The organism is Enterovibrio baiacu (genome assembly GCF_004120195.1).
Classification (GTDB): Bacteria; Pseudomonadota; Gammaproteobacteria; order Enterobacterales; family Vibrionaceae; genus Enterovibrio; species Enterovibrio baiacui.
On record NZ_SCHN01000006.1, the window covers coordinates 413,270 to 429,963 of the forward strand.

A 16,694-nucleotide genomic window follows, 5' to 3' on the forward strand; every position below is an offset into this window, starting at 1 on the left:
CGTTCACCTTGGAATATCGGATCATTGAATGACCATCTATTTACCGCCACTGGATGACAATAAGCCTGAGCATTTCCCACCTATCTCATCAGCACTCGATGATCCTGACGGATTGCTCGCGATAGGTGGCGACCTTTCTCCTCGTCGATTGGCATCAGCCTACCGACAAGGGATCTTTCCGTGGTTTGGTGTCGATGAACCTATTTTGTGGTGGTCCCCTTCTGAGCGTGCAGTGATCCACCCTGCTACGTTTACACCTCAAAAAAGTCTGCGAAAGTTTGTGCGTAAAAACGGGTATCGCGTGTCGATTAATCAATGTTTTGACGACGTGATCCAACATTGTGCCTTGATTCGAGGCGAAGACATGGTGTGGATTACGCCTGAAATGCGTAACGCTTACAAAGCGCTTCACCGTCAAGGTGGCGCGCACAGCGTCGAAGTGTGGCAAGGCGATGAACTCGTTGGCGGACTGTATGGAGTGAGCGTCGGTGCAATGTTTTGTGGCGAATCCATGTTTTCACTTAAACCCAATGCCTCTAAAACGGCGCTGTGGTTCTTCTGTGAGCACTTTCTTTCTCATGGCGGTCAATGGATAGATTGTCAGATGATGACAGAACACTTGGCTTCTATGGGCGCACACGCCGTATCGAGAGACACATTCTTGACCGAATTGGACCAGCTTAAGCACATCACGCTCGACGCGTCAGTATATAAGCCACAGCGCCTAGGAGTGCAGGATGATTAAACATGCCATCAAACTCGGTGTCATGGCGGCATCGCCTTGCAACTACTTGCCCTCAGAAAAAGAGTCCATCGCCATTGTGATGGATGATGATGTGCTATCAAGCGAAGGCTACAACTATCTCGTCCAAGCGGGTTTTCGACGCAGCGGCAACAATATTTATCGTCCACATTGTGGCGCGTGCACGGCCTGCCACTCATTGCGGGTGTCGGTGGAACATTTCCAACCGTCCAAGAGTCAGAAGCGACAACTCAACCAATTAAAGCGGCTCGACCTTCAATTAAAAGACACGCTCGATGACAATTGGTTTGAACTCTATGACCGATACATTTCCGCGCGCCATCGCGACGGCTCCATGTATCCCGCACGAAAAGACGACTTCTTGTCATTCGTGCAAAGTGACTGGCTAACGGTGCGCTACCTCCATATTTATGACCAAGATCGATTGATCGCCATCGCGGTGACAGACGATATTGATGCAGGATACAGTGCCATTTACAGCTTCTTCGACCCTGACCATTCATGGTCGCTGGGTTCGCTGTGTGTGCTCGCCCAGCTAACGCTGGCAAGCAAAAATCAGAAGCCTTGGCTCTATCTTGGCTTCCAAATCGATGCATGCAGTGCAATGCGCTACAAAGAAAAGTTTAAACCTAATCAGCGTTACATTGCCGGTGAATGGGTTTCTTTCGAAAAATGATCCGCCACCCTTTGTGTATCTGGCACTGTATACGCCTGATTTATCATCATAGATTTCGACAATACCCCATAAATTCTGGCCTGAATCACGTCAAACTTAGACCTCTGGCGGATTTTTGCTGGTCACTGTGAATACAAAGGGGTAAAATTTCGGCCCTGAACTTTACAGACTCAAACAATCAAGGCATTATCTGCCAGTCAAAAAATGGCTGAGAGATAGCCTAAGAGGATTAAATGGCAAAAGAAGACGTAATTGAACTGCAAGGTACCGTATTGGACACCCTGCCAAACACTATGTTTCGCGTAGAACTTGAGAACGGCCACGTAGTTACTGCTCACATCTCTGGTAAGATGCGTAAAAACTACATCCGCATCCTAACGGGTGACAAAGTTACTGTTGAAATGACACCTTACGATTTGTCGAAAGGTCGCATTATCTTCCGCGCGCGTTAATCCTCACGTCTCGCGAACACAAAAAAACCCGGCGCATGCGCCGGGTTTTTTGGTTCCTGCTTTTTAACGAATCAAGCAGGTTCCATCTCATCACTAAAGCTGAAGGTAAGCGTGTCGTTCTTCACACCCACTTTCACTGTGCCGCCATTCACCAAACAACCGAACAGCAGTTCGTTCGCCAAGTTCTTCTTCACATGCTCTTGCATGACACGCGCCATTGGACGTGCACCCATAGACTTGTCATACCCTTTCTCTGCCAGCCACAGTTTCGCTTTATCTGTCACTTCAAGAGAAACGCCACGCGCATCCAATTGAGCTTGAAGCTCGACAACAAACTTGTCGACAACTTGAAGAATGATTTCTTTATCCAAGTTGTTAAACCAAATGATGTTATCAAGGCGGTTTCGGAATTCAGGTGCAAACACCTTCTTAATTTCAGCCATCGCATCGTGACTGTGATCTTGTTGGATCAAGCCAATCGACTTACGAATGGTTTCCGTCACACCCGCATTGGTTGTCATCACGAGAATCACGTTTCGGAAATCTGCTTTACGGCCGTTATTGTCCGTCAATGTCCCGTTGTCCATGACCTGAAGAAGCAGGTTAAAGACATCTGGGTGTGCTTTCTCGATTTCATCAAGCAGCACAACACTGTGTGGATGTTTAATAACCGCATCCGTCAACAGACCACCTTGGTCGTAACCCACGTAGCCTGGAGGCGCACCAATCAAACGGCTGACGGTATGACGCTCCATGTACTCAGACATATCGAAGCGTTGCAGCTCGATACCCATCGCACGGGCAAGTTGAACGGTCACTTCGGTTTTACCCACACCGGTTGGACCTGCAAACAAGAATGAACCGACGGGTTTATTCTCTGCACCCAAACCTGCGCGGCTGAGTTTAATCGCCTCACACAATGCACCAATCGCATCGTCTTGTCCGAAGACCAGCATTTTGAGCTTCTGCTCAAGCGATTGAAGCACTTCGCGGTCAGTCGAAGAAACGGATTTCTCAGGGATGCGGGCCATTTTCGCAATCATGGCTTCAATATCACCCACACCCACAGTTTTCTTGCGCTTGTTTGCTGGCGCAAGGCGACAGCGCGCACCCGCTTCATCAATCACATCAATGGCTTTATCGGGAAGATGACGGTCATTAATGTATTTGGCTGACAGCTCTACCGCTGCACGGATGGCTTTATTGGTGTAACGCACTTCATGGTGTGCTTCGTACTTAGGTTTCAAACCCATCAGGATCTTCGTGGTGTCATCAAGTGATGGCTCCACAACGTCGATTTTTTGGAAACGACGCGCCAGCGCACGCTCTTTTTCAAAGATGCTGCTGTATTCCTGGTAAGTGGTTGAACCGATACAACGAAGCTTACCGCTCGAAAGCAACGGTTTAATCAGGTTAGCGGCGTCTACTTGACCGCCTGATGCTGCACCTGCACCAATGATGGTATGAATTTCATCAATGAACAGAACCGCATGCTCTTCTTTCTCAAGCTGCTTCAAAATGGTCTTGAAGCGCTTTTCAAAATCACCACGGTATTTGGTTCCGGCAAGAAGCGAACCAATATCGAGAGAGTAGATCACGCAGTTTTGAATGATTTCTGGCACTTGACCTTCAACGATGCGCCAAGCAAGACCTTCTGCAATCGCAGTTTTACCGACCCCGGCTTCACCAACTAAGAGTGGGTTGTTCTTACGACGACGGCAAAGCACTTGGATTGTACGCTCAAGCTCTTTGTCACGGCCAATAAGAGGGTCAATACCACCGACACGTGCGAGTTGGTTAAGGTTGGTAGCGAAGTTCTCTAAGCGCTCTTCACCACCTTCTACGGCCGCTTCTTCAGAAGAAAGGTCCGCACCCGGCAGTTCTTCATCGCTGCTTGCAGATTTGGTTGTACCGTGTGAAATGTAGTTAACGACATCAAGGCGGCTAATATCATTTTTCTTGAGCAGGTAGGCCGCATGGGATTCTTGCTCACTAAAAATAGCCACCAGCACATTCGCACCGCTCACTTCACTGCGGCCCGATGATTGGACGTGGAAAACAGCACGTTGAAGTACGCGCTGAAAACTCAGCGTTGGTTGGGTTTCTCGATTGTCATCATCAACAGGAATCAACGGTGTTGTTTGTTCGATGAATGCTTCCAATTCTTTGCGCAAGGCATCAAGATCGGCGCGGCAAGCGAGTAGCGCTTCTCGAGCGGCAACGTTTTCTAACAGCGCGAGTAGCAGGTGTTCCACGGTCATAAACTCATGACGCTTCTCACGTGCTCTTGCGAACGCCCCGTTCAGGCTCGCTTCAAGTTCTTTGTTTAGCATAAGGCACCTCCCTCAATAACCACATTCTGGTGTGCCGAAGAAATCCTTTTTCTATAACTTAGGCTTTCTCCATTGTGCACAGTAGTGGGTGTTGATGTTCTTTTGCATACATCATTACCTGTGCGACTTTCATCTCGGCAACTTCCGAGGAATAAATGCCACAGACAGCCTTTCCTTCATAGTGAACAGCTAGCATCAACTGTGTCGCTTTTTCCAAATCCATGGAAAAGAATCGCTGTAACACCTCCACTACAAACTCCATGGGGGTGTAATCATCATTATTCAATAGCACTTTGTATAATGATGGCGGTTTTACTTTGGTTTCTTCCGCTTCTTTAACGTCAGAATCCGGAACTATCCATTCGTACATTTTGCTCATAACTGCTTACAATCTTTAAGGTAGCTCAAGTGTTCCTTACAAAACAATTATTTATCTAGGTGTTTTGTATATTGGGACATCATACACAAGAAACGCTACCGATACTTAAAACGTAATTCACAGATTGTATTCCAGCAACCGCGACAAAGCTATGATGAGCAATATTTGCGATGCAGAAATAGTGCCACAGTTCACCAATCCTGCCACTTCGCTTCTCGCTCAAATCACCTTGTCATCCAATCAGACCGTCAAAACACGCCGCGTATTACAAACAGAATCCACAATGTAAGAATATCCATACATCTGTTTGGATTACCACTATCATCCTCTTGCTTTCACTTTGTTGATCAGCACAAAAACTTAATTCTCTTCGTTAATATTCATTCATTAACTATTCACCCTCTAAATACTTTCCACTACGTGTATTAATACACTGACAAAAGTAAAAAAAAACCGCTTTCTCAAACCTTAATTATCATGATGTTACAATTAACGCCTTGATGGGAGGGTTTAACAGTCATGAAGCTATTTTTTAAGAACCCTTGAAATCAACTTAACACATCCGACCTTTAACATTGATTCGATTGACTTATTTATGAAACAAAAAGACACATAATGGTACACACATCATCCTTCGCGAACATCTTCAGTTATTTTTATTAAAATGTTGTTATATGGCTTCTAAGGGGCTTGACTGCCTAAATCTTTCTACTAGAGTGTGAATTGAAGTAAAAACATACAGCATCAATTACCAATGAGTAACGTGATTGCAGATGTTGGTTTTACTCATAGTTATGCAATTTGAATGCAAGAGGGATGTTTCGCATGGCAAGTGGTACAGTTAAATGGTTTAACAACGCTAAAGGGTTTGGCTTCATATGCCCTGATGAGGGTGATGGTGATATTTTTGCTCATTACTCTACGATTCAAATGGATGGTTACCGGACATTAAAAGCCGGACAGACCGTGAACTATGAAGTGCTGGAAGGTCCTAAGGGTTACCACGCTAGCCAGATTGTTCCAATAGAAAGCGAAGCCTTAAAATAATTAGTGTTGCTACAAATCTTTTTGCTGCCGTAAGGTCGAAGTTTGAAAGAGCGGACATTGTGTTCGCTCTTTTGTTTTATACGCTACAACCCAGAGTCTAAAAGGCGTCCAGCCTCCTCCTCCTCACAATAAACATCCTAGATTATCAATACTGAGAACGTGCTCCCTCACGTAAAAGTCTAATTTCACCTTAGGGCGAGACCAATTTTTCATACACATCGCTCAGACAAACGCTCAAACAGTTTGAAGATGCAGGATTCCGTGAGATTTACAACGATACGCAAAGGCTCTCTTTCAGGCAGTGCTCTCATCACTCAGCACTATTCGCCAAACGCACACCGCTCTCATCGTTCGTAATCGCTACCGAAGCAAGGCCATCTCATTGTTTGGGCATATACCCGAGCCTTTTCATAGTGTTCGGGACTAGATATCTGTTAGACAAAGGGCTATTCGATGAAAATATCCGACTTATGGTTGGCGGGATTCCTATTCCTTTTTTCCATCCCAACCAACGCCAGTACCCTCAGTTTCACGTCCGATGCCGAGCTGGATGCAGCGCTCCGACAACGAATTTCTCAACTGAGCCTCACAGGAGACCCGCTATCCCCGCGCTCACTCCCCTCGATCAACACCCCCAAAGCACAACTCGGGAAGCTGCTGTTTTTCAGTAAAATCCAAAGCGGTAATTTCGACACTGCATGCGTCTCTTGCCATCACCCCATGTTAGGCGGTGCCGATGCGCTCTCGATCGCGATAGGCGTTGATACCCTCAACCCTAACTTGCTCGGTCCTGGTCGCGAGCACCGATCAACCGCGCCTTTCTACGATGGCGGCCCCACAATGCCCCGAAATGTCCCAACCAGTTTCAACCTTGGCTTTTGGGATAAGCATATTTTTCACGATGGGCGGGTGGAAGCCTTGTTGCCGCTTCCCTTCCAACATGGTGGGATTGGCGGCATAAGCACGCCGGATTCAGGCAAAGACTTGCCAGATCCCGATGCCGGCAACAACCTCAGCACCGCACAAGCAGCCTTCCCACAAGTCACGCTTGAAGAGATGCGAGGTTTTACCTTTGCAGAAGGGTTATCAAATCAAGAAACACGGGAGCGGGTTGCGGCGAGAATGCGGGGAGAACTTGAGCCTTTGGCATTGAATCAATGGCCAACGCTTTTTCGTGAAACGTTTAACCTTCCCGACGTCCCACTCAACGAAGTGATCACGCCTGCTGCCATACGAGAAGTGCTCGCGGAATACATGCGCTCTCAGGTCTTTGTCGATAACCCATGGTTTGATTACGTTCAGGGCAACACCCTCGCGCTCACGCCACAAGAAAAACGGGGCGCTTATAAGTTTCTAGCGCCTGCAAGTGCAAACGGATTTAATTGTCAACGCTGCCACAGCGGCAATCTGATGACGGATGAAGGTTTTCATAATATCGCCATGCCGCAGTTGGGGCGTGGTAAAGGTGACAGCTACACACGCACCAATGATTTTGGACGCTACCGAGAGACCAACCGCTTTACCGATTTATTCGCCTTCAGAACGCCGTCACTGCTCAATGTGGATGTGACTGGCCCCTATGGTCACTCTGGTGCATATAGCAGCTTAGAGGACACCATACGCCATCATATGAACCCTGCAGTCGCCGTGGCACGTTATCAATATGACGGCACACAGCCTTCTGTTCAGCAAAGTGATATGCAAAACAATACGCAAGAAGCAATAAACATATTGTTTGTTCAGCAGATCGTCGGTGTCAGTCAATTGAGTAATCAATCCTATGACGAAGAAGACATTCAAGACTTAACCGCGTTTCTTCGCACCTTGACCGATCCGTGTGTGAAAGATCGGCAATGTATGGCCCCATGGCTCGTCGATAACGACATCGACCCTGATGGTTTGCGCATTGAAGCCGTCGACATCAACTTGCAACCGCTCTAAACCAAACAACGCTGCTGACGTCGAACTGATGGTTTTACTCAGGCCAAAGTTTTAAATCAGGCTGGGTAACCGCGTCAAGACAGCGAAACCCTAGGCATAAAAAAGCCCGGCGATTGCCGGGCTTAGAAACAAGTGAATCCTATGGATTACATTTGTTGAATCATGTCTTCTGCAAACTCAGAACACTTACGCAGCGTTGCGCCGTCCATTAGACGTTCGAAATCGTACGTTACTGTCTTGTTTGCGATCGCTTTTTCCATAGAAGAAATGATCAGGTCTGCTGCTTCAGTCCAACCTAGGTGACGAAGCATCATTTCAGCAGAAAGGATCAGTGAACCAGGGTTAACTTTATCCTGACCTGCATACTTAGGTGCAGTACCGTGTGTTGCTTCAAACAATGCAATGCCGTCACCGATGTTTGCACCCGGTGCGATACCAATACCACCCACCTGCGCAGCAAGTGCGTCAGACACGTAGTCACCGTTAAGGTTCATGGTTGCAATGACATCGTATTCCGCTGGACGAAGAAGGATTTGCTGTAGGAATGCATCAGCAATCACGTCTTTGATGATGATCTCTTTGCCCGTGTTCGGGTTTTTCAGCGTCATCCATGGACCACCGTCCAACAGTTCAGCACCAAACTCTTCTTTTGCTACTTCATAGCCCCAATCTTTGAAGGCACCTTCGGTGAACTTCATGATGTTGCCTTTGTGAACCAGCGTCATTGAGTCACGATCGTTATCGATGGTGTACTGGATTGCCGCGCGAACAAGACGCTTAGTACCTTGCTCAGAAACAGGCTTGATACCGATACCACATTCCTCGTCGAAACGGATTTTGGTTGCGCCCATTTCTTCTTTAAGGAATTTGATGATTTTGTCTGCTTCAGCCGTACCCGCCTTAAACTCAACACCTGCGTAGATATCTTCTGAGTTTTCACGGTAGATAACCATGTCAGTCAGTTCGGGTTGTTTTAGTGGGCTTGGTACACCTTCGAAATAACGAACAGGGCGAGCACAGATATACAGGTCAAGCTCTTGACGAAGGGCAACGTTCAAAGAACGGATACCGCCGCCTACTGGCGTCGTTAGAGGACCTTTAATTGCTACTTTGTAATCACGGATAAAATCGAGGGTTTCAGAAGGTAACCACTCATCTTCGCCATAGATCTGGGTTGATTTCTCACCGGTGTAAATTTCCATCCAGGAGATCTTACGGTCACCGCCGTAAGCCTTTTCAACCGCAGCATCAACAACTTTGATCATCGCAGGGCTAACATCAACGCCAATACCGTCACCTTCAATGTAAGGAATGACAGGGTTATTAGGAACGACCAGCTTGCCGTTTTCTACTGCAATTTTCTGACCATCAGCTGGCACGACTACTTTACTTTCCATTTAATTCTCCTAGCGTCCATTTGTTATCTTTTGCTCACCAAACAGAGCAATTTTCTGGCACACCGGAAACGTCCTTTTGTTCCAAATTGGTGCAACAGGTAATTGTTCTGTTTGGTATAACATGCGGGCAAAAGAATACTGTAAATCATGCAACACGCCAATCACATTATTCCATGTATAATACGGAGGTCTCATTTGTTACCTGACCTGATTGACAGTATTTAATGACGTTTAAAACCACCCCAAAAAGAAGCGCAAAAACATCAGCTTCTAAGCCAAATTCTCGACGCACTTCACGCTTGCGTTCCAATAAACCTGCGCGCCCGAAAGGTCCGACGAAAATCATCCTTTTCAACAAGCCGTTTAACACCTTGACGCAGTTCACAGGTGAACCGGGAGATTCGACGTTAGCCGACTTTATTCCTGTGAAGGATGTCTATGCCGCCGGTCGTCTCGATAAAGACAGCGAAGGGCTTTTAGTGCTGACCAACGATGGCATTCTTCAAGCGCGATTAACACAACCTAAATCAAAATCGCCAAAGACCTACTGGGTGCAAGTTGAAGGCATTCCGACGGAAGAATCTCTCACCCGTTTGCGTGAAGGTGTTGAGCTCAATGATGGATGGACATTGCCAGCGGGCATTGAGCTGATGCAAGAACCCAACATTTGGGATCGCAATCCGCCGATCCGTCACCGCCCTTCTATCCCAACATCTTGGATAGCGATTACCTTGGAAGAAGGCCGTAACCGCCAAGTACGAAGAATGACGGCAGCCGTTGGCCACCCTACGCTGCGCCTGATTCGTCACCGAATGGGGGATTGGACGGTTGACGATCTGCAACCGGGTGAATGGAAAGAGGTTTCCCTTCCTCAAAAACAATGAAAATGTGATTGAGTTCTCATCTGTAACAGCGCAAAGGTTTCTGGTAAACTCTGCCACCGATTTAATTGGAGCTTGAAATTTCGTCATGTCAGATAACAGCAGCAAAAAAGTTATCGTCGGTATGTCCGGCGGCGTCGATTCCTCAGTATCAGCTTATCTACTGAAGCAACAAGGCTATCAGGTAGAAGGCCTTTTCATGAAAAACTGGGAAGAAGACGATAACGACGAGTACTGTTCGGCAGCGGAAGATCTGGCCGATGCACAGGCCGTCTGCGACAAGCTTGGTATTGAGATGCACACCATTAACTTTGCAGCTGAATACTGGGACAACGTCTTTGAACACTTCCTTAAAGAGTACAAAGCGGGTCGTACGCCTAATCCAGACATTCTTTGTAACAAAGAAATCAAGTTTAAAGCCTTCTTAGAATTTGCTGATGAAGTGCTTGAAGCTGACTACATTGCCATGGGTCACTATGTACGTCGTACCTTCCCTACTCAGGAAGGCGAAAAAGCGCAAATGCTGCGCGGCGTAGATAACAACAAAGACCAAAGCTACTTCTTGTACACGCTTAGTCATGAGCAAGTGGCACGCAGCCTGTTCCCTGTTGGCGAGTTGGAAAAACCAGAAGTTCGCCGTATTGCAGAAGAACAAGATCTGATCACCGCGAAGAAGAAAGATTCGACCGGTATTTGCTTCATCGGTGAGCGTAAATTCACTGATTTTCTGTCGAAATACCTGCCAGCACAACCAGGTGTGATTGAAACCACCAAAGGTCAAGCCATTGGTGAACACCAAGGTTTGATGTACCACACATTGGGCCAGCGCAAAGGCCTACACATTGGTGGTCAAAAAGGTGGTGGCGGCCTAGAAGCTGCTTGGTATGTGGTTGATAAAGATGTAGAACGCAATGTGTTGATTGTTGCTCAAGGCCATGATCACCCACGTCTATTCTCAAAAGGTTTGATCGCCGCTCAACTTCATTGGGTTGATCGCGCAACAATGACCGAACCATTGAAGTGCACCGTAAAAACGCGATACCGCCAAACTGACATATCATGTACCATCGAGCCAATTGATGGAGACCAGATCAAAGTCATCTTTGATGAGCCGCAAGTCGCGGTTACCCCTGGTCAATCAGCCGTATTTTATTCCGGTGATGTGTGTCTCGGCGGCGGCATCATCGAAGCGCGTATTTAAGGAGCAATCGTCAGTGGCTAATACTTTGTTTGATCGTACCATCGCATTTGCGAGTATCTGTCAATCCGTCAAACTTGTTCAAGAGGTCGCTCGCACAGGCACCTGTGATCGCGATACGCTCAGCGCAAGCTTAAACAGTATTATCGTCACCAACCCTGCTTCAACGATTGAGGTTTTCGGCAAAGAAGAAAACCTCAATCTTGGTTTGACTACCCTCATTAACGAGTTAGACAACAGCCCTGGTGGCAGTGAACTCACTCGTTATCTGATCAATATTCTGGCTTTGGAACGTAAGCTATCAGGCCGTCGCGACAGCCTCGCACAGCTTGGTGATCGCTTAGACACAATCCAACGCCAGATTCAGCACTTTGACCTGCTTGATGAACAAATGGTAAGCAACCTTGCCAGCGTTTACTTGGACACTATTAGCCCGCTGGGCCCAAGGATCCAAGTGACGGGCACACCAGCACAGCTTCAAATAACAGGCGTACAACATAAAGTACGCGCGTTATTGCTTTCGGGTATCCGAAGCGCCGTGCTTTGGCGTCAGGTTGGCGGCAAACGCCGTCATCTTATCTTTGGTCGCAAACAAATGATCGAGCAGGCCAAAATCATCTTAGCCCGAAATTCGTAATTTTAATTCAGGAGAGAGACCATGGAACTGTCAGCACTGACAGCTGTTTCACCGGTGGATGGCCGTTACGGAACGAAAACGATTGCGTTGCGTTCAATCTTCAGTGAGTTTGGCTTATTGAAGTACCGCACAATCGTAGAAGTTCGTTGGTTGCAAAAACTGGCAGCAACAGATGCTATCAAGGAAGTACCTGCGTTCAGCGCAGAAGCAAACGCGCTTTTAGACCAAATCGCTGCTGAGTTCAGCGAAGCTGATGCACAACGCATCAAAGACATCGAGCGCACCACCAACCACGACGTTAAAGCGGTTGAGTATTTCCTGAAAGAAAAAGTCGCTGGCAATGCCGAGTTGAACGCTGTTAACGAGTTCATCCACTTTGCATGCACTTCAGAAGACATCAACAACACCTCACACGCATTGATGCTTAAAGAAGCGCGTGATGACGTGATTTTGCCAGAAATTCGCAACGTGATTGATGCGATAAAAGCACTGGCGGTTGAATATCGTGAAGTGCCTCTTCTGTCTCGTACACACGGTCAACCAGCATCTCCTTCTACCATGGGTAAAGAGATGGCTAACGTAGCATACCGCATGGAACGTCAGTACAAGCAAATCGAAAACGTTGAAATCCTAGCGAAAATCAACGGTGCTGTAGGTAACTACAACGCGCATATATCTGCTTACCCTGAAGTGGATTGGCACGGTTTCAGCGAAGAATTCATCACTGAATCGCTTGGCGTAACGTGGAACCCTTACACAACGCAAATCGAACCGCATGATTACATTGCTGAGTTGTTCGATGCGATTGCGCGTTTCAACACCATCTTGATCGACTTCGATCGTGATGTGTGGGGTTACATCGCACTGGGCCACTTCAAGCAAAAAACCATTGCTGGCGAAATCGGTTCTTCAACCATGCCGCACAAAGTGAACCCAATCGACTTCGAAAACTCTGAAGGTAACTTGGGCCTAGCGAACGCAGTATTTGGCCACTTGGCGCAAAAACTGCCAATCTCTCGCTGGCAGCGCGACCTGACTGACTCAACGGTGCTTCGTAACCTTGGCGTTGGCGTGGGTTACGCAATCATTGCATACACCTCGACCCTAAAAGGCATCAGCAAGCTGGAAGTTAACCAAGCCGCGCTTGAAGCTGAGCTCGACAAAAACTGGGAAGTATTGGCAGAGCCAGTACAAACCGTGATGCGTCGTTACGGCATTGAGAAGCCTTACGAGAAACTGAAAGAGCTAACGCGCGGCAAGCGTGTTGATGGCGAAGGCATGCGTGCTTTCATCGATGGTCTGGATCTGCCCGAAGACGAGAAAGTGCGTCTGAAGCAAATGACCCCAGCCAACTACATCGGCGATGCGATCAAGCTGACCGATCAGCTGTAAGCGATTGTTCTTTCTGCCACAGCGTGCAGAATGATTGAAGCCCGGTTCTGCCGGGCTTTTTATTTCTCTCGCGTCTCTGCATATTCACCATGCTTGGGTATATACCCAATCAACCTTAAGATGCTCGATTTCAGAGGCCATCAGTGCGTTCAGTTCAAGGCAAATTCTTGTAGGAATAGTCATTCTATTTCACAGAAATTTAACGATGAAGTGGACGCACTGAGGGTCTCCCTTCGGGCGAGTTTACTGACGCCATGCTCGGTGTTATCCCTTTTTGATGGAGATCACTACATCGGCAAAGGGACGCCTAGATCATAACGTCAGTAAACCTCGCTGAATCCTGCATCTTCAGGTTGTTTGGGTATATACTTGAGCCCATTCTTAGAAAACTGCACTCCCTTATGTATCAGTTAAATTTCGACCTAAATAGCTTCCTTTCGACGTATTGGCATAAAAAGCCAACCATCATTCGTAACGGTTTCGTTGAGTTTGATGACCCGATCACGCCAGATGAATTGGCGGGACTGGCGATGGAAGAAGAAATCGATTCACGCTTCGTAACGAACCTCGATGGCAACTGGCAAGCAAAACACGGTCCATTCGAGAATTTCGACGACTTCCCAGACACTCACTCTCAACTGATCATCCAAGCGGCAAACCACTGGCACCCAGGGTTACGCGAATTGGCAGAACCCTTTCGTGTTCTCCCAAACTGGTTGTTTGATGATGTGATGATCTGCCTGTCTATGCCCAATGGCGGCGTAGGCCCGCACATCGACCAATACGATGTGTTCATCATTCAAGGGATGGGTAAACGTCGTTGGCGCGTGGGTGATAAAGGCGAATACAAAGACGCTAACCACCACACAGGTTTGCGTCAAATTGAAGGCTTTGATCCGATCATCGATGAAGTGCTAGAACCGGGCGATATTCTGTATATCCCGCCGGGTTTCCCGCATGAAGGAAACACCATCGATGTGTCGATGAGCTACTCCATTGGCTACCGTTCTCCGAAGAAACTAGAGCTGTTGAGCGGCTTTGCGGACTACGTGTTGACCAATGAGTTGGGTGATATTCACTACTACGATCCGAACCTGCAAACCCGTGAAGAACACGGCATGATCCCAACCGCTGAGTTTGATGCGTTGAACAACATGCTGATGAAGCTGTTGAACGACCCGAAAGCGAAATCACGCTGGATGGGCGAGCAACTAAGCCAGTCACGTCATGAGCTGGACATCATGCCCGCAGAGCCACCATGGGCAGCGGATGAGCTATTCCAATTCATGGAAGAGAGCTTGGTGCTTGAGAAAGTCTCTGGCCTAAAAGCGCTTTACCACGAAGACGACCTGTCAGTGATTTTCCTGAACGGCGAATCGATCGAACTGCCTGAAGGTTGTGAAGCTGCGGCGCGCGTGTTGTGTGACCAAGAAGCCTTTACTGGTGAAGATTTGGGCCCGATCGCCAACAACCCTGCATTACTGGCGTTGTTGCTTGAGCTTTGCAACCAAGGTTATTGGTATCCGCAGGCTTAACAGACTCTATTGAGTGACAACCTCGAACGGTATGCTCAGTAAAAAGCCTTCCATCTGGAAGGCTTTTCTGTTTTCTTACGATGAAAAACGACGCTTACAAGGTCACTTGAAGACATGATACTGAATGCTGATCAGTCCCTTCCAATGCAGGTTTTCTTTGTGCGCACGCTTCATTCGCTTGCGGACAACGTGTGCGGAAAACACACCCTGACGGCGGGTTCATCGGTGAAGGTAATTCACCTTCTAGCAATTGGATCTCTTTGTTTCGTTCTTTGTCTGGATCGGGAATCGGCACCGCAGACATCAATGCTTTGGTGTAAGGGTGTTGGGGGTTATCAAACAGTGCTTTACTCTCAGCAAGCTCAACCGAATTCCCCAAGTACATGACAAGTACGCGGTCGGAAATATGCTTCACCACCGACAAATCGTGCGCGATAAAGATAAGGCTCAAGCCCATCTCTTTTTGCAGTTCTTTCAGAAGGTTCACCACCTGCGCCTGGATAGACACATCCAATGCCGAAACGGGCTCATCACAAATCACCAGCTTTGGCTTTAAAATCAAAGCACGCGCAATACCAATTCGCTGACACTGACCACCAGAGAATTCATGTGGGTAGCGGTTAATCACATTGGGCAATAGACCCACGCGCGTCATCATGGTTTGAACTTGCGCTTTTACCTCGTCTTTCGACAACGTCGGGTAGAAGGTTTTCAACGGTTCAGCAATGATATCCCCTACCGTCATTCGCGGGTTCAACGACGCCAACGGATCCTGAAATATCATCTGGATTTCTTTGCGCTTCTCACGCATTTCGTTGCCATGCAGCTTGGTTAAGTCTTTGCCTAGCCAAACCACTTGCCCGTCAGTGGCTTCTACAAGCCCAATGACTGCGCGCGCAAAGGTAGATTTACCACAACCCGACTCGCCCACAACCCCCAGCGTTTCACCTTCATAAAGACGAATGTTGACGCCATCAACGGCCTTCAATACAGCAGGTTTTGCCCAAGGCCACATTGATTTAGAGGCAATATTGAAGTGCACTTTCAGATCTTCAATATCCAGTAAAAGTTTTTTATCCATCACGCCCATTACCACGCCTCCTGATCAGAAAAACACGCACGAAGACGACCCTCGCCAAACGGCGTCAGAATCGGAGATTCTTGCTTACAGTGATCACTCACACGGTGACAGCGGTCTTGATACGGACAGCCTGGTGGTAATTTCAATAAGTTCGGTGGATTTCCTGGAATGGTCGGCAACACCTCTCCTTCCGTGTCCAAGCGCGGAATCGCTTTCAACAGCCCTTCGGTATACGGGTGACTTGGCTGATAGAAGATTTCATTCACGCTGCCGTATTCCATCGTTCGGCCTGCGTACATCACCAACACTTTGTCACACGAACCAGCGACCACGCCCAAGTCATGAGTAATCATGATGATCGCGGTATTGAACTCCGATTTCAGCTCGTTCAATAGCTCCATGATTTGCGCCTGCACCGTCACATCCAATGCGGTGGTAGGCTCATCTGCAATCAGAAGTTTTGGACGACACAACAATGCCATGGCAATCATGACACGTTGGCGCATACCACCAGAGAACTCGTGCGGGTACATGCTAATACGTTTGCGCGCTTCTGGGATTTTCACCGCCTCAAGCATGCGCACAGATTCTTCAAACGCTTCTGTTTTTCCCATCCCCTTATGCAGCATTAACACTTCAGTGAGCTGGTCGCTGACTTTCATATAAGGGTTCAATGACGTCATTGGGTCTTGGAAAATCATCGCGATCTGCTCGGCGCGGATTTTGTTCAAGGCTTTCTCTGGCAAGTTCAGGATTTCATTGCCTTCGAACTTAGCACTGCCTTTTACAATGCCATTTTTCGCCAATAGACCCATGATGGAAAACACGGTTTGGCTTTTACCTGAACCTGATTCGCCGACGATACCGAGCGTTTCGCCGCGATCGAGGGAGAAGTTCAAGTCATTCACTGCGGTGACAAAACCATCTTGGGTTTTAAATTCTACGCGCAGATCTTTTACATCTAATAGGCTCATACTTCCTC

At 47.7% G+C, this 16,694-nt stretch carries 15 protein-coding genes; 10 read left to right on the top strand and 5 right to left on the bottom strand.

The window, feature by feature from the left end; translation table 11 throughout:
- Window positions 1-28 precede the first annotated feature (28 nt).
- The 3 genes from aat (at window position 29) to infA (ending at window position 1,891) form a co-directional block, all read left to right on the top strand.
- On the top strand, window positions 29-745 hold the full coding sequence (gene aat, locus EQP46_RS04410) for a leucyl/phenylalanyl-tRNA--protein transferase (RefSeq protein ID WP_129492482.1): 717 nt from the start codon (window positions 29-31) through the stop codon (window positions 743-745).
- On the top strand, window positions 738-1,439 hold the full coding sequence (locus EQP46_RS04415) for an arginyltransferase (RefSeq protein WP_129492483.1): 702 nt from the start codon (window positions 738-740) through the stop codon (window positions 1,437-1,439). Before aat ends, EQP46_RS04415 begins: the two co-directional genes overlap by 8 nt.
- Window positions 1,440-1,672: 233 nt before the next feature.
- Window positions 1,673-1,891: a translation initiation factor IF-1 gene (gene infA / locus EQP46_RS04420; protein WP_016961517.1), complete on the top strand. Its 219-nt coding sequence runs from the start codon at window positions 1,673-1,675 to the stop codon at window positions 1,889-1,891.
- A gap of 71 nt (window positions 1,892-1,962) precedes the next feature.
- Here the strand turns inward: infA and clpA are convergent, their stop codons facing one another.
- Both clpA and clpS read right to left on the bottom strand, forming a co-directional pair.
- Window positions 1,963-4,224, bottom strand: a complete 2,262-nt coding sequence (gene clpA, locus EQP46_RS04425; RefSeq protein ID WP_129492484.1) for an ATP-dependent Clp protease ATP-binding subunit ClpA — start codon at window positions 4,222-4,224, stop codon at window positions 1,963-1,965.
- A gap of 58 nt (window positions 4,225-4,282) precedes the next feature.
- Complete coding sequence (clpS, locus tag EQP46_RS04430) at window positions 4,283-4,603, bottom strand: ATP-dependent Clp protease adapter ClpS (protein WP_017012119.1); 321 nt, start codon at window positions 4,601-4,603, stop codon at window positions 4,283-4,285.
- 825 nt (window positions 4,604-5,428) lie between these two features.
- Between clpS and cspD the strand changes: the two genes are divergently transcribed.
- Window positions 5,429-5,650 (top strand): cold shock domain-containing protein CspD, encoded by a 222-nt coding sequence (cspD, locus tag EQP46_RS04435; protein WP_017012120.1) that lies wholly within the window; start codon window positions 5,429-5,431, stop codon window positions 5,648-5,650.
- Window positions 5,651-6,103: 453 nt separating this feature from the next.
- On the top strand, window positions 6,104-7,591 hold the full coding sequence (locus tag EQP46_RS04440; protein ID WP_129492485.1) for a cytochrome-c peroxidase: 1,488 nt from the start codon (window positions 6,104-6,106) through the stop codon (window positions 7,589-7,591).
- A 146-nt stretch (window positions 7,592-7,737) separates the two neighbouring features.
- Here the strand turns inward: EQP46_RS04440 and icd are convergent, their stop codons facing one another.
- Window positions 7,738-8,988: an NADP-dependent isocitrate dehydrogenase gene (gene icd, locus EQP46_RS04445; RefSeq protein WP_129492486.1), complete on the bottom strand. Its 1,251-nt coding sequence runs from the start codon at window positions 8,986-8,988 to the stop codon at window positions 7,738-7,740.
- A 224-nt stretch (window positions 8,989-9,212) separates the two neighbouring features.
- Here icd and rluE point away from each other — a divergent pair, with 224 nt between their 5' ends.
- From rluE to EQP46_RS04470, 5 genes are all read left to right on the top strand, one after another.
- Entirely contained in the window at window positions 9,213-9,872 is a 660-nt protein-coding gene (rluE, locus tag EQP46_RS04450; protein WP_129492487.1) for a 23S rRNA pseudouridine(2457) synthase RluE, read from the top strand.
- An 85-nt stretch (window positions 9,873-9,957) separates the two neighbouring features.
- A complete protein-coding gene (gene mnmA / locus EQP46_RS04455; protein ID WP_129492488.1) occupies window positions 9,958-11,070 on the top strand; it encodes a tRNA 2-thiouridine(34) synthase MnmA in 1,113 nt (370 codons plus the stop codon).
- Window positions 11,071-11,083: 13 nt separating this feature from the next.
- Window positions 11,084-11,704, top strand: a complete 621-nt coding sequence (gene hflD / locus EQP46_RS04460; protein WP_129492489.1) for a high frequency lysogenization protein HflD — start codon at window positions 11,084-11,086, stop codon at window positions 11,702-11,704.
- 21 nt (window positions 11,705-11,725) lie between these two features.
- On the top strand, window positions 11,726-13,096 hold the full coding sequence (purB, locus tag EQP46_RS04465) for an adenylosuccinate lyase (protein WP_129492490.1): 1,371 nt from the start codon (window positions 11,726-11,728) through the stop codon (window positions 13,094-13,096).
- 401 nt (window positions 13,097-13,497) lie between these two features.
- The gene (locus tag EQP46_RS04470; protein WP_129492491.1) at window positions 13,498-14,631 is read left to right on the top strand and encodes a ribosomal protein uL16 3-hydroxylase; all 1,134 of its coding nucleotides are present in this window, start codon (window positions 13,498-13,500) and stop codon (window positions 14,629-14,631) included.
- A gap of 94 nt (window positions 14,632-14,725) precedes the next feature.
- Here EQP46_RS04470 and oppF read toward each other — a convergent pair whose 3' ends face one another.
- Window positions 14,726-15,721 (bottom strand): murein tripeptide/oligopeptide ABC transporter ATP binding protein OppF, encoded by a 996-nt coding sequence (gene oppF / locus EQP46_RS04475; protein WP_129492492.1) that lies wholly within the window; start codon window positions 15,719-15,721, stop codon window positions 14,726-14,728.
- Window positions 15,721-16,686: an ABC transporter ATP-binding protein gene (gene oppD / locus EQP46_RS04480; protein ID WP_129492493.1), complete on the bottom strand. Its 966-nt coding sequence runs from the start codon at window positions 16,684-16,686 to the stop codon at window positions 15,721-15,723. The genes oppF and oppD overlap by 1 nt, the downstream gene beginning before the upstream one ends.
- Window positions 16,687-16,694: the final 8 nt, after the last annotated feature.

What these genes read in the sequence shown, in the direction of transcription:
- rluE (WP_129492487.1), top strand. Translation starts at nt 9,213, where the DNA reads ATGACGTTTAAAACCACCCCAAAAAGAAGCGCAAAAACATCAGCTTCT.
- oppD (WP_129492493.1), bottom strand. Translation starts at nt 16,686, where the DNA reads ATGAGCCTATTAGATGTAAAAGATCTGCGCGTAGAATTTAAAACCCAA.
- clpA (WP_129492484.1), bottom strand. Translation starts at nt 4,224, where the DNA reads ATGCTAAACAAAGAACTTGAAGCGAGCCTGAACGGGGCGTTCGCAAGA.
- aat (WP_129492482.1), top strand. Translation starts at nt 29, where the DNA reads ATGACCATCTATTTACCGCCACTGGATGACAATAAGCCTGAGCATTTC.
- EQP46_RS04415 (WP_129492483.1), top strand. Translation starts at nt 738, where the DNA reads ATGATTAAACATGCCATCAAACTCGGTGTCATGGCGGCATCGCCTTGC.
- mnmA (WP_129492488.1), top strand. Translation starts at nt 9,958, where the DNA reads ATGTCAGATAACAGCAGCAAAAAAGTTATCGTCGGTATGTCCGGCGGC.
- icd (WP_129492486.1), bottom strand. Translation starts at nt 8,988, where the DNA reads ATGGAAAGTAAAGTAGTCGTGCCAGCTGATGGTCAGAAAATTGCAGTA.
- EQP46_RS04470 (WP_129492491.1), top strand. Translation starts at nt 13,498, where the DNA reads ATGTATCAGTTAAATTTCGACCTAAATAGCTTCCTTTCGACGTATTGG.
- clpS (WP_017012119.1), bottom strand. Translation starts at nt 4,603, where the DNA reads ATGAGCAAAATGTACGAATGGATAGTTCCGGATTCTGACGTTAAAGAA.
- infA (WP_016961517.1), top strand. Translation starts at nt 1,673, where the DNA reads ATGGCAAAAGAAGACGTAATTGAACTGCAAGGTACCGTATTGGACACC.
- purB (WP_129492490.1), top strand. Translation starts at nt 11,726, where the DNA reads ATGGAACTGTCAGCACTGACAGCTGTTTCACCGGTGGATGGCCGTTAC.
- EQP46_RS04440 (WP_129492485.1), top strand. Translation starts at nt 6,104, where the DNA reads ATGAAAATATCCGACTTATGGTTGGCGGGATTCCTATTCCTTTTTTCC.
- oppF (WP_129492492.1), bottom strand. Translation starts at nt 15,721, where the DNA reads ATGGGCGTGATGGATAAAAAACTTTTACTGGATATTGAAGATCTGAAA.
- cspD (WP_017012120.1), top strand. Translation starts at nt 5,429, where the DNA reads ATGGCAAGTGGTACAGTTAAATGGTTTAACAACGCTAAAGGGTTTGGC.